Origin of the sequence: Streptomyces sp. RK62 (assembly GCF_018070255.1) — a bacterium.
Taxonomy (GTDB): Bacteria; Actinomycetota; Actinomycetes; order Streptomycetales; family Streptomycetaceae; genus Streptomyces; species Streptomyces nigra.
The window spans coordinates 37,085-49,843 of sequence record NZ_JAGPYD010000022.1 but is presented as its reverse complement, the minus strand read 5'-3'; the positions used below and the strand labels follow the sequence as shown (position 1 = coordinate 49,843).

9 protein-coding genes are annotated in these 12,759 nt (G+C 71.0%); 1 reads left to right on the top strand and 8 read right to left on the bottom strand.

Annotated features, from left to right (window positions below):
• Nucleotides 1–12: 12 nt before the first annotated feature.
• Complete coding sequence (locus tag KBY32_RS32295) at nucleotides 13–2,295, top strand: FtsX-like permease family protein (RefSeq protein WP_210982580.1); 2,283 nt, start codon at nucleotides 13–15, stop codon at nucleotides 2,293–2,295.
• Between the two features lie 89 nt (nucleotides 2,296–2,384).
• On the opposite strand, the gene pgi is transcribed toward KBY32_RS32295, so the two are convergent.
• The 8 genes from pgi to KBY32_RS32255 all read right to left on the bottom strand — a co-directional run bounded on the left by pgi (nucleotide 2,385) and on the right by KBY32_RS32255 (nucleotide 12,728).
• Nucleotides 2,385–4,040, bottom strand: coding sequence for a glucose-6-phosphate isomerase (pgi, locus tag KBY32_RS32290; protein ID WP_210982579.1), 1,656 nt, complete (start codon nucleotides 4,038–4,040; stop codon nucleotides 2,385–2,387).
• 52 nt (nucleotides 4,041–4,092) lie between these two features.
• The gene (locus KBY32_RS32285; RefSeq protein WP_210982578.1) at nucleotides 4,093–5,361 is read right to left on the bottom strand and encodes an MFS transporter; all 1,269 of its coding nucleotides are present in this window, start codon (nucleotides 5,359–5,361) and stop codon (nucleotides 4,093–4,095) included.
• A 146-nt stretch (nucleotides 5,362–5,507) separates the two neighbouring features.
• Nucleotides 5,508–5,843 (bottom strand): RNA polymerase-binding protein RbpA, encoded by a 336-nt coding sequence (locus KBY32_RS32280; RefSeq protein ID WP_003976875.1) that lies wholly within the window; start codon nucleotides 5,841–5,843, stop codon nucleotides 5,508–5,510.
• Between the two features lie 202 nt (nucleotides 5,844–6,045).
• Nucleotides 6,046–6,276 (bottom strand): preprotein translocase subunit SecG, encoded by a 231-nt coding sequence (secG, locus tag KBY32_RS32275; RefSeq protein WP_055621472.1) that lies wholly within the window; start codon nucleotides 6,274–6,276, stop codon nucleotides 6,046–6,048.
• A gap of 128 nt (nucleotides 6,277–6,404) precedes the next feature.
• Complete coding sequence (gene tpiA, locus KBY32_RS32270) at nucleotides 6,405–7,181, bottom strand: triose-phosphate isomerase (protein WP_210982577.1); 777 nt, start codon at nucleotides 7,179–7,181, stop codon at nucleotides 6,405–6,407.
• A gap of 6 nt (nucleotides 7,182–7,187) precedes the next feature.
• Nucleotides 7,188–8,399 carry a phosphoglycerate kinase gene (gene pgk, locus KBY32_RS32265; RefSeq protein ID WP_210982576.1) on the bottom strand — a complete coding sequence of 404 codons (1,212 nt, stop codon included), beginning with the start codon at nucleotides 8,397–8,399 and terminating at the stop codon, nucleotides 7,188–7,190.
• A 144-nt stretch (nucleotides 8,400–8,543) separates the two neighbouring features.
• Entirely contained in the window at nucleotides 8,544–9,551 is a 1,008-nt protein-coding gene (gap, locus tag KBY32_RS32260; protein ID WP_055621475.1) for a type I glyceraldehyde-3-phosphate dehydrogenase, read from the bottom strand.
• 228 nt (nucleotides 9,552–9,779) lie between these two features.
• The gene (locus KBY32_RS32255) at nucleotides 9,780–12,728 is read right to left on the bottom strand and encodes a M14 family metallopeptidase (RefSeq protein WP_210982575.1); all 2,949 of its coding nucleotides are present in this window, start codon (nucleotides 12,726–12,728) and stop codon (nucleotides 9,780–9,782) included.
• Nucleotides 12,729–12,759: the final 31 nt, after the last annotated feature.

Sequence of the window (12,759 nt, the reverse complement as noted above, 5' to 3'; positions counted from 1 at the left end):
GGGGCTGAGGCCATGCGAGCCACCCTGCGCTGGGCGCACTCCGATCTGCGCACGCACCGCGGCGAGGCGCTGTTCCTGGTGCTCGCCACGGCCGGGATCGTGGTCTCGCTGCTGCTGGCCACGGCCCTCTTCGGATACGCCACCAATCCCTGGCAGCGCGTCTTCACCCAGGCGCGCGGCGCACATGTGTGGCTGCACACGGCGCCCTCCGCCGACACCGGGAAGCTGACCGGCCTCGACGGCGTCGAGTCCGTCACCGGCCCCTACCCCACCGCCTCCGCCACCCTGGCCTCGCGCGGCGCCCGCGCCGCCGTCGAACTGCGCGGCACCCCCGAGGAGCCGTCCGTCGGCCGCCCCCTGCTGACCTCCGGGCACTGGCTGGACCCGGCGAACCCCGACGGGGTGGTCCTGGAGAGCCGCCTGGCCCGGGCCCTGCTCGCCGCTCCCGGCGACACCCTCACCCTGCCCGGCACGGACCGCACGGTCACCGTGCTCGGCGTGGCGGACAGCGCGGAGAAGCGCTACCGGCCCGGTGAGCAGCCCGGACTGGTGTGGGCGCAGCCGTCCGCGGTGGGCGAGCCGAGGGGGCGGGTGGTCGCGCTGCGCCTGACCGACCCCGAGGACACCGACTACGCCGTCCAGCGCGCCGTGACGGTGCTCGGCTCCGGCGCGGTCAGCGAGGTCTCCACCTGGAAGCAGGCCCGCGCCGAGGCCCAGGGCGACAACCGGCTGCTCGGGCAGGTGCTCGGGCTGTTCGGGCTGGGCGCCCTGGTGGCGGCGGGGCTGGCCGTGCACGGGGCGATCGGCACCCGGATCCGCGGGCATCTGCGGGACATCTCGGTGCTGAAGGCGATCGGGTTCACCCCGGGCCAGGTCGTCCGGGTCTTCCTGATCCAGCACCTCGCGTACGCGCTCCTGGGCACGCTGGCCGCCGCGACCGTGGTCCAGGGCCTGGGCAGCCGGATACCGGGCCGGCTCGGGGACGCGGTCGGCGTGTGGCACGGGCTGCCAGGGCACACGGTGGCACTGCTCGTGGTGCCGGTGGCGGTGGTGCTGTTCATCGGCGCGACCACGGGGCTGGCCGCGTGGCGGGCGGGGCGGGTGCCTCCGGTGCCGGTGCCGCGGCGGGCGGCCTCCCCCGGCGGGCGTCTGTCCGGTGCGGCCCGGAGCGCGCTGGGTCTACGGCTGCCGCCGGCGCTGGTGCTGGGCTGGCACCGCGCGTTCAGCGGACGGCTGCGGTCGCCGGCCACGGTCGCGCGGCTGGCGCTGCCGCTGCTGCTGATCGTGGTCGCGATGAGCGCCTGGACGACGATCGACCGCTTCGACGGCCGGCCGGAGCAGGTCGGCCTGCCCACCTCGCTCACCGTGCACGCCGACTCCGGGCTGACCGACCGGGCCGCCCGGACCGTCCTGGAGGACGACCCGCAGGTCGCGGCCGCCTATCCGGGGGTCGAGGTGGCGGCACTGGTCCCGGGGCAGACGGCGACGATCGCGCTGCGCGGGCTCGGCACCCGGCAGGACCCCTACCCGTACTCCCTGGCCGAGGGCCGTGCCGCGACGGGCCGCGACGAGGCGGTGGCCGGCCAGGGTCTGCTGGCCCTGCTGGACGCACGGGTCGGCGACTGGGTCCGGATCACCGTGGGCGACCAGCCGCAGGTCCTGCACATCGTGGGCCGCAGCATCGAACCGGAGAACGCGGGCCGCGTCATCTCCACCTCCCTCGACACCCTCCGCGAGAACGACCCCGGGCTCGGCCCCACGCTCTACGAACTGCGGCTGCGTCCCGGCGCCGACCCGGACGCGGTCGCCGACCGGCTGACGGCCGCCGGGGAGGGACACCTCGACGTGCACGCCGTGCCGAACCCGGCCGACGGGCTCTCGCCGCTGCGCGGGGTGATCGTCGGGCTGATCGTCGTCCTGGCCCTCATCGGGCTGATCGAACTGCTGACGGCGATCGGCGGGACGGTCCGCGAGGGCGAGCGCGATCTGCTGGCCCTGAAGGCCATCGGTCTGTCGCCACGGCAGATCACGGCGATCACCGTCGTGTCGACCGGCTGCACCGCGCTCGTCGCCGCGATCCTCGCCACGGGGCTCGGCGTGCCGCTCGCGCACTGGCTCATCGACGCACAGGGGGCGTCCAGCGGGATCGGCTCCGGCATCGCCGCGGGGCCGTCGGCCTGGCTTCTGCTGCTGCTCGGCGCGGCGGCGGTGGCGGGGGCGACGGCGCTGGCCGCGCTCCCGGCGTCCCGGGCGGCCCGCCGCCGCCTCGCGGACACGCTCAGCGCGGTGGCCTGACGGGCCCTCAGGGCCCGTCGACCTGTGACTGTCTCCCCCGACGTCAGGGGAGGCGGACGACCAGGCGCCGTCCGCCCCCACCACCACCGTCACGCCCGGCCGCGCAGCTCCCGATAGCGGGCGACGAGCGCCTTCGTCGACGCGTCCAGACCCGGCACCTCGGCGCCCTCGGTCAGCGCGGGCTCGACGCGCTTGGCGAGGACCTTGCCGAGCTCGACGCCCCACTGGTCGAAGGAGTCGATGTTCCACACGGCGCCCTGCACGAACACCTTGTGCTCGTACAGCGCGACCAACTGGCCCAGCACGGACGGCGTCAGCTCACGGGCGAGGATCGTCGTGGTGGGGTGGTCGCCCTTGAACGTCTTGTGCGGCACCAGTTCCTCGGGCACGCCCTCGGCCCGCACCTCGTCCGGTGTCTTGCCGAACGCCAGCGCCTGCGTCTGGGCGAAGAAGTTCGCCATCAGCAGGTCGTGCTGCGCCTTGAGACGGTCGCTCAACTCGGCGACGGGCTCGGCGAAGCCGATGAAGTCCGCCGGGATCAGCTTGGTGCCCTGGTGGATCAACTGGTAGTAGGCGTGCTGCCCGTTGGTGCCGGGCGTGCCCCACACCACCGGCCCCGTCTGCCAGTCGACCTCGCGTCCGTCCCGGTCGACGGACTTGCCGTTGGACTCCATGTCCAACTGCTGGAGATAGGCGGTGAACTTCGACAGATAGTGGCTGTACGGCAGGACCGCGTGGGACTGGGCGTCGTGGAAGTTGCCGTACCAGATGCCCATCAGGCCGAGCAGGAGCGGGGCGTTGGACTCGGCGGGCGCGGTGCGGAAGTGCTCGTCGACGAGCCGGAAGCCGTCGAGCATCTCCCGGAAGCGGTCCGGGCCGATGGCGATCATCAGCGAGAGCCCGATCGCCGAGTCGTACGAGTAACGTCCGCCGACCCAGTCCCAGAACTCGAACATGTTGGCGGTGTCGATACCGAAGTCGGCGACCTTCCCGGCGTTCGTCGACAGGGCGACGAAGTGCCGGGCGACCGCCTCCGGGCCGGCCTTCAGCTCGGCGAGCAGCCACTCCCGCGCGGACGTGGCGTTGGTGATGGTCTCGATGGTGGTGAAGGTCTTGGACGCGATGATGAACAGCGTCTCGGCCGCGTCCAGGTCGCGCGTGGCCTCGTGCAGATCGGCGCCGTCGACGTTGGAGACGAATCGCACGGTGAGGTCCCGGTCGGTGAAGGCGCGCAGCGCCTCGTACGCCATCGCGGGGCCGAGGTCGGAGCCGCCGATACCGATGTTGACGACGTTGCGGATGCGCTTGCCGGTGTGGCCGGTCCAGGCCCCGGAGCGGACCCGTTCGGAGAAGTCGGCCATCTTGTCGAGGACGGCGTGCACCGCGGGGACGACGTTCTCCCCGTCGACCTCGATCACCGCGTCGCGCGGCGCGCGCAGGGCGGTGTGCAGCACGGCGCGACCCTCGGTGGTGTTGATCTTCTCGCCGCGGAACATGGCGTCCCGCAGCCCGAACACGTCGGTCGCGGCGGCCAGCTCGCGCAGCAGCCGCAGCGTCTCGTCGGTGACGAGGTGCTTGGAGTAGTCGATGTGCAGGTCGCCGACCTGCAGGGTGTACCCCGTGCCACGGTCCGGGTCGGCGGCGAACAGCTCCCGCAGTCCCACACCGTCGAGCTCCTCACGGTGCTCGGCGAGCGCGGTCCACTCGGGGGTCTGGTTGAGCCTGGTACGGCCGTCTGCGTTCATGTCCGACTTCAGCCTTCTTTCGTGCCTGTCCCAGCTGTTCCAACCTAATTGATCAGCGCGGGACGTGAGCCGTCGTGACGTCGCCGTCCGGCGCATCAACAGATACGTCCCGCCCGCGCCCGGGTATCAGTGCGAGGACGGCCAGGACGAAGAAGGCGGCGGTGAGCAGCGCGGGGGTGTTGGGGCCCCAGGCGGTGGCGACGGCCCCGCCGAGCAGGGCGCCGACCGGGGCGCCGGCGACGGCCAGGGTGCGGAAGGCGGAGGCGACCCGGCCCAGCCGGTCGGCGGGGGTCCGGCGCTGCATCAGGGTCGTGGTGTTGACGTTCCACACCATGCCCATGAAGCCGAAGACGGCGAGGGCCGAGGCCAGCGCCGTCAGGCTGGGCACGGCACCCATGACGACCAGGGCGCCGATCTGTACGAGCCCGGCGAGCAGCACGGCCCGGGTCAGCCCGAGCCGGGCGGTGACCGGCCCGTGTCCGAGCCCGCCCGCCAGGCTGCCGGCGGCGTACGCGGTGGAGGCGACGGCGTAGCCGGTGGTGCCCGCGTCGAGCCAGCCGGTGACCAGGACGACCAGGGTGGCGATGAGGGCGCCCATGCCGATGTTGCACAGGGCGGTCGCGGCGCACAGTCCGCGCAGGACCCGGTCGTGCCACATGGTGCGCAGTCCGTCGGCGATCTCCCGGCGCAGGGTGCTGCCGGCGGGCCGGGGCGCCTTGCGGGGCGGCGGGGTGCGCAGGGAGGCGACGAGGGCGGCGGCCACCAGGAAGGTCGCCGCGTCGGCGAGGAAGGGGGCGGCGGCACCGGCCATGAGCAGCAGCGGCACGGCGGGAGCCCCGAGCAGTCCGCCGGCGATGCGCTGCCCGGTCATCAGCCGGGCGTTCGCCGCGCCCAGCGCGCCCCGGTCCACGAGGGCGGGGAGCAGGGCGGTGGCGGCGTTGTCGAACAGGGTCTGGAGCGTGGTCAGGGTGAAGGCGAGGGCGATGAGCAGGCCGATCGACGCGTGCCCGAGCGCCACGGCGACCGCGAAGGCGGCGACGAGAGCACCCCGTAAGGCGTCCACGGTCCACATCGCGCGCCGCTGGTCGACCCGGTCGGCGACGGCGCCGCCGAGCAGGCCGAAGACGATCCACGGCAGATAGCCGCAGGCGGTGACCGCTGCGATCAGCAGGGGCCGGTCGGTCAGGGTGACGGCGAGGAGCGGCAGGGCGGCCGTACGCAGGGAGTCGCCGAAGCTGGAGAGCACGGCGGCGCCCCACAGCCGGCCGAATCCGCCACGCCAGGCGGGCGCGCGCACGCCCGTCTCCCCCGTCGTCGTCACAGGTCCCCCTCCCGGTGCGTCGACGCGTGGGCGCCGACGAGAACCACCGTAGAGGGCACCACTGACAACGGCCCCGGAGCGCGGACGGGGCGGGGGGCGACACGGCTCCGGCCGAGTGCCTGGGGCACCCGGCCGGTCGTCGATGTCTAGATCTCGCCGCGCAGTTTGGCGAGCGCCTCGGCGAGGATCGCCTCGCCGTCCGCGTCGCTGCGCCGCTCCCGTACGTACGCGAGGTGCGTCTTGTACGGTTCGGTGCGGGGCGGGTCCGGCGGGTTGTCCCGGTCCTGTCCGGCGGGGAAGCCACAGCGGGGGCAGTCCCAGGTCTCGGGAACCTGCGCGTCGCTGGCGAAGCTGGGCTGCGTCTCGTGCCCGTTGGAGCACCAGAAGGAGATGCGCAGACGCGGTGCGGACTCGCCGCGCTCGGCCTCGCCCATCGGCCCCGCCCCGACCCGGCTTCCTCGGATCGCGTTGCCACTTGCCACGGTCGTAACTCCCTGCGTGATGGTGCCGCAAAGCGAGTCGGCGTTTCGCTTCGCTGCGAGCGCCTCAGTCTACGTAAGGCCCAACGCGCGTCCAGTGATTGGAGTTACAAGCCCCCCACACCTAGACGCAAGCCCCATGATAGGCCGCGCTGAGCTGCGCGTACCGAACATGGGGCCTTACGTGAAAACGGGTGCGTGCCGGTCAGTTGTTCACCTTGATCAGCATGCCGAGCACGACAATGCACGCGAACCACAGCAAACCGACCACCACGGTGATCCGGTCCAGGTTGCGCTCGGCGACGGAGGAGCCGCCGACGGACGACTGCATGCCGCCACCGAACATGTCGGAGAGGCCGCCGCCCTTCCCCTTGTGCATCAGCACCAGCAGCATCAGCAACCCGCTGAAGACGATCAGGGCGATCGAGAACCCCAAAACCACGGCTGGACCAACTCTCTCGGACTCGGATGAACGACGGGGGCACGGCAGCCGCGCGGAGCGAGCCACGCATCGAGGCCTACCATGCCCCCGCAAGGGTACGACGGATCGCCGCTATGGCCTACTCACTGGTCACGGAAACGCACGATCTTGACGAACTCGTCCGCGTCCAGCGAGGCACCGCCGACCAGGGCGCCGTCGATGTCGGCCTGCGCCATGATCTCGGCGACATTGCCCGACTTCACGGAGCCGCCGTACTGGATGCGGACCTTGGCGGCCACGTCCTGCGAGTACAGCTCGGCGATCTTGCCGCGGATGGCGGCGCAGACCTCCTGCGCGTCCTCGGCGCCGCAGACCTTGCCGGTGCCGATGGCCCAGACGGGCTCGTACGCGATCACGACGGTCTCGGCCTGCTCGGCGGGGAGGTCCTTCAGACCGCCCTCGACCTGGGCGAGCGTGTGGGAGACGTGGTTGCCCGCCTCGCGGACGTCCAGTTCCTCGCCGACGCACAGGATCGGGGTCAGACCGTGCCTGTAGGCGGCCTTGACCTTGGCGTTGACGAGCTCGTCGGTCTCGGCGTGGTACTGGCGGCGCTCGGAGTGGCCGACCGCCACGTACGTGCACTTCAGCTTGGCCAGCATGGACCCGGAGATCTCGCCGGTGTAGGCGCCGGAGTCGTGCGCGGAGAGGTCCTGGGCGCCGTACTTGATCTTCAGCTTGTCGCCGTCGACCAGGGTCTGCACCGAGCGCAGGTCCGTGAAGGGCGGCAGGACCGCGACCTCGACGGCCTCGTAGTCCTTGTCGGCCAGGGCGAAGGCGAGCTTCTGGACGTGCGCGATGGCCTCGAGGTGGTTGAGGTTCATCTTCCAGTTGCCCGCCATCAGCGGCGTGCGCGTGCTCATAAAGAGTCAGTCCTCCAGTGCGGCGAGGCCGGGGAGCGTCTTGCCCTCGAGGTATTCGAGGGAGGCGCCGCCTCCGGTCGAGATGTGGCCGAATGCCGTCTCGTCGAAGCCCAGGGTACGGACGGCCGCGGCGGAGTCGCCGCCGCCCACCACGGTGAAGCCCTTGGAGTCGACGAGGGCCTGGGCGACCGCCTTGGTGCCCTCGGCGTAGTCGGGGTGCTCGAAGACGCCCATCGGGCCGTTCCAGAAGACGGTGGCGGCGTCGGCGAGCTTCGAGGCGTACAGCTTGCGGGTCTCCGGACCGATGTCCAGGCCCTCCTGGTCGGCGGGGATGGCGTCCGCGGCGACGGTCGTGGGGTGGGCCGGGGCCTTGGTCTTCAGGTCCGGGAACTCGGGCGCGACCAGGACGTCGACCGGCAGCACGATCTCCACGCCGCTCTTCTCGGCGCGCTCCAGGTACTCGGTGACGACCGGGATCTGGTCCTCCTGGAGGAGGGAGATGCCGACCTCGTACCCCTTGGCCTTGAGGAAGGTGTACGCCATGCCGCCGCCGATGAGCAGCCGGTCGGCCTTGCCGAGCAGCTGGTCGATGACGGCGAGCTTGTCGGAGACCTTGGCGCCGCCGAGCGCGACGACGTACGGCCGCTGGACGTCGTCGGTGAGCTTCTTGAGGACGCCGACCTCGGTGGCGATGAGGTGGCCGGCGTAGTGCGGCAGCCGGGCCGGCAGGTCGTACACCGAGGCGTGCTTGCGGTGCACGGCGCCGAAGCCGTCGCCGACGTAGACGTCGGCGAGCGCGGCGAGCTGGTCGGCGAAGGCGGCGCGCTCGGCGTCGTCCTTGCTGGTCTCACCGGCGTTGAAGCGCAGGTTCTCCACGACGGCGACCTGTCCGTCGGCGAGGCCCGCGACGACGGCCTGGGCGGAGTCGCCGACCGTGTCGGTCGCGAAGGCCACGTCGGCGCCGAGGAGTTCACCGAGGCGCGCGGCCGCCGGGGCGAGCGAGAAGGCCGGGTCCGGAGCGCCCTTGGGGCGGCCCAGGTGGGAGGCGACGACCACGCGGGCGCCCGCCTCGGCGAGGGCCTTGACGGTGGGCAGCACGGCGCGGATACGGCCGTCGTCGGTGATGGTGGTGCCGTCCAGCGGCACGTTGAGGTCGGCGCGGACGAACACCCGCTTGCCGGCGACGCCTTCGGAGAGAAGTTCGTCGATCGTCTTCATGTAGGGGACTCCTGGGAAGAGCTCGTGATCGCTCGGAAGCGCTCGTGATCCAACAGGTCTGTTCTGTACGTGAGTCAGGGCTCGGGCGGCGCGTCCCTGCGCCGCCCGAGCCCTGACCTCACATCGAGGTGCCTGCTCTGGATATCAGAGCTGGTCGCCGACGAAGACCGTCAGGTCGACGAGGCGGTTGGAGTAGCCCCACTCGTTGTCGTACCAGCCGATGACCTTCACGTTCTTGCCCTCCTGGACCATGGTCAGGGAGGAGTCGAAGGTGCAGGACGCCGGGGCGTTGACGATGTCCGAGGAGACGATCGGGTCCTCGGTGTACTCGAGGATGCCCTTCAGCTCACCCTCGGCGGCCTTCTGGAAGACGGCGTTGACCTCTTCCTTGGTGACCTCGCGGCCGAGCTCCAGGACCAGGTCGGTGACCGAGCCGGTCGGGACCGGGACGCGCATCGCGATGCCGTCGAGCTTGCCCTTGAGCTGCGGCAGGACCAGCGCGGTGGCCTTGGCGGCACCCGTGGTGGTCGGGATGATGTTCTCCGCGGCGGCGCGGGCGCGGCGCAGGTCCTTGTGCGGGAAGTCCAGGATGCGCTGGTCGTTGGTGTACGCGTGGACCGTGGTCATCAGACCGCGGACGATGCCGAAGTTCTCGTCGAGGACCTTCGCCATCGGGGCCACACAGTTGGTGGTGCAGGAGGCGTTGGAGATGACGTGGTGGTTCGCCGGGTCGTACTTGTCCTGGTTGACGCCCATCACGATGGTGATGTCCTCGTCCTTGGCCGGAGCCGAGATGAGGACCTTCTTGGCGCCGCCCGCGATGTGCTTGGCGGCGTCGTCCTTCTTCGTGAAGATGCCGGTCGACTCGATGACGATGTCGACGCCCAGTTCGCCCCACGGGATGTCCGCGGGGTTGCGCTCGGAAAGGACCTTGATGGTGTGGCCGTCGACCGTGATGGTGTCGGCGGTGTGGCTGACCTCCTGCTTCAGACGACCCAGAATGGTGTCGTACTTCAGCAGGTGAGCGGTGGTCGCGGTGTCACCCAGGTCGTTGACAGCCACGATCTCGATGTCTGCACCCTGCTCCAGCAGCGCGCGGAAGTAGTTGCGACCGATACGACCGAAGCCGTTGATGCCTACGCGGATCGTCACGAACCGATCTCCTCGTTGGTACGCCGGCCATGCGGTGCCGGCGAGCTCTGTTTGGGATGTCCCCGACCGCCTCCGACCCTACCTCCCAGAAGCCGCCGTGGTGACATCCAGATGCCTCATACACGGCACGGCGGCCCGTACCCGTCAGTAGGGTACGGACCGCCCCGGCCAGAAGCCCGGATCGGCCGATCCGGTCATGCTCCGCCGGGCGTGCGCCACCTCGGCGAGTCACCTCTCAAGTGAGGAAAATGCCTTTCTGATGAGCGCCGTTCGATCGGCCGCCGACGGCAGGTGCTCCAGGCCGAAGCCGAGGAGGACCGTGTCGCGCGTGGTGACCGCTCCGAAGGTCTGGAACAGCGTTCCGGTGCGCGCCCAGTCCTTGAGGACGGCCGGGCTGCCCGGGGGCGGTCCGGTCACGCTCCAGGCGCCGAGCGACGTCTCGAAGCCCTCCGTCTCCACCGCCGTGCCGCCGACGACGAGCGAGGCCTGGTCGGCGAGGACGCCGCGGCCGCCGAAGCCCGGGTCGGAGACATAGCTGAGCGAGATCTCGACGGACCTGCCCGCGTACGCGCTCAGGTCGAACTCGACCTGCCTCCAGCCCGCGGAGGCGCCGGTCAGGGCGTTCCAGCTGCCGCTGCTGCCGGTCGCCGAGCAGCCCTGCGGGGACTGCGTGAGGTAGTGCGCGAGCCACGGGTGCTCGTTCATGTAGAAGCCGGCCTCGCACTCCTCGGGCACGGTGGAGCTGGACGCGCCGTTCTTCTCCGGGAGCGTCGTCCAGTCGTCGGCCCCGGTGGTGTGGGCCTCGATCAGGACGTTGTCGTAGCCCGGCTCGACGTCCCACAGCAGCTGGGTGCGCAGGGTGGGCTGCTGGGCCGCGGTGACCCCGGTGAGGTCGACGGTCCTGGTCAGCCGCTTCCAGGCGTCGTCGGAGTGCACGGCGGCCGCCATCCAGTCGCCCGCGAACGGCCCGTACGGGTTGACCGTGCCGGCGAACTGGCCCGCTCCGGCGCTCCTGAACTGCGGGTAGGAGGCGACGGGCAGCTGGTCCGAGGTGACGCTGTAGTTCCCGGCGCGGTCGAGCGGGTTGCCGGGCGCGCCGGCCAGCGCGCCGGAGAAGCCGCCGAGCCCGCCGGAGCCGGTGAAGCCGGTGGCCCCGGGCACGGACGTCCGGGTGTAGGCGCCCAGGTAGTACTGGCTGAAGTCGTTCGACAGGGTGCCGTCGCCGAGGTCGACGTTGCCGCCGGCCTGCTCACCGGCCTCCAGCAGCTTGCCGCCCTCGTTGAGGTAGGCGCGCAGCTGGAGCTGGGTGGCGTTGCCGGGGACGCCGGCGCCCGTGTAGTGGACGACCGTGTCGAAGTGGCCGAGCACGCCGAGCGCGTCGGGCGCGTCCTGGGCGGCGACGTCCCAGACGACCGCCTTGTGCCCGGCGGCCTTCAGCGCGTCCACGTACTTCTGTGCCTGTGGGGCGCCGGCGCCCTCCTCGGCGACCACGAGCACGTCCGCGCGCGGGCGTTCCGCGATCGTGTAGGTGAAGCGGGAGCTGGAGACCTTCTTGCCGTCGCGGGTCTCTCCGGTGAACCACACCTCGACCTTGTCGCCCTGGTCGCCGTCGAGGACCTTGGCGCGGTACTCGTCGAAGTAGAGGTTGTCCTCGCCGCCGAAGGTCTCGCCGCCCTTCCAGGGCCGCAGTGCCACGTCCCACGTACGGCCGCCGTTGACGCGGTACTTGAGTTCCTTGTCGCGCAGCGCCTTGCGGACGACGACGGAGACCTCCTGGTCGGCGCCGCGCGCGTACGACGTGGTGAAGGGCGCCGGGGTGAAGTCGGCGGCCTTCAGTCCGAGCGAGGAGGCGGGCTGGTCGGGACGGTCGGCGCTCTCGGCGACGCTGAGCGCGAACGGCACGTTCTTCGCGAACTCGTCCTGGATCAGCTTCTCGTCGTCGGGGAAGTTGAACACCGACCGGCAGTCCGAAGCGTTCCACTGGTCGTTCGGGTCGATGTTCGACGCGGTCTGGCAGGTCGACATCTCGGGGGTGAACATCGCCAGCCCGTTGACGTTCGCGGCGTGCCCGTCCGCCTCGCCGTTGGTCGTGTACAGCTCCGAGGAGACCTGCGGGTGGTAGCCCGGGATCGCGGAGTTGTCGGGCGTACCGGCGAGCGCCTTGTACATCACGTCGTCGGGCGTGTCGGTGGCCACCTGCCAGCCGACCCCGTACAGGAGGAGCTCGGCGGCGGAGTGATAGTTGATGCCGTAGGTGAAACCGACGCGCTTCTGCAGGGCGTCGAGCGCCTTGGTCTCGGGCTCGGAGCCGGGGGACGCGCCGCGGTAGGTCTCACTGGTGGGGTTGGGGGACGAACCCTCGTCGTCGTAGCCCCACTTGTAGGCGAAGTTGCGGTTCAGGTCGACGCCGTCGCCGGTGCTGATGGCGCCGTCGCCGTTGACGTCCCGCAGGTTCTTGCGCCACAGCCGGGTGGAGGAGTCCTTGAAGGTGTGGTCGTAGCCGTCGGGGTTGGCCGAGAGGACGAACCACAGCTCGGTCGAGTCGACGATCTTCCGGACCCGCTTGTCCTTCTTGTAGTTGTCCAGGTAGTAGTGCATCAGCCGCCGGGTCATCTCCGGCGTGATCCACTCGCGGGCGTGCTGGTTGGACATATAGAGGACGGCGGGCTTGGAGCCGTCCTTGGACTTCGCGGCGTGCTTGGTCAGCTTCAGGGCCAGAATGTCCTGGCCGCGGACGGTCTTGCCGATGGAGACGACCTTCGTGAGACCGGGGTTCTCCTGCCCGGTCCGGACGATCTCCTCCTTGAGCCCGCCGCTCCCGCCGTACGGGCGGAACACGCCGTCGGCGGCCTGCTCGGTACGGGCCTCGGAGCGGGCGGTGACCTGGTGCTCGGTGAGGTCGACGCCCTGCTTGCGCAGCTTCCCGGCCTGTTCGTCGGTCAGATAGACCTCGACGGTGGCCTTGCCCTTCTCGGGCGCCTGCTCACTGAGTTCGTGGCCGTCCTGACCGGCCGCCAGCAGCAGGGGTACCTGCTGTTTGGTGACCTCGGCCCGGAAGACCTTGACTTCGCTCGGGTCGGGCGAATTCCCCGGTTGTGCCTGGGCGACGGGTGCGATGCTCGCTCCCCCGAAGAGGAGAGCGCCGACAGCGAGGATCGATCTCGCTCTGGGTCTCATGTACCCCCCTAGCAGTGTTTCGCCACAGCGA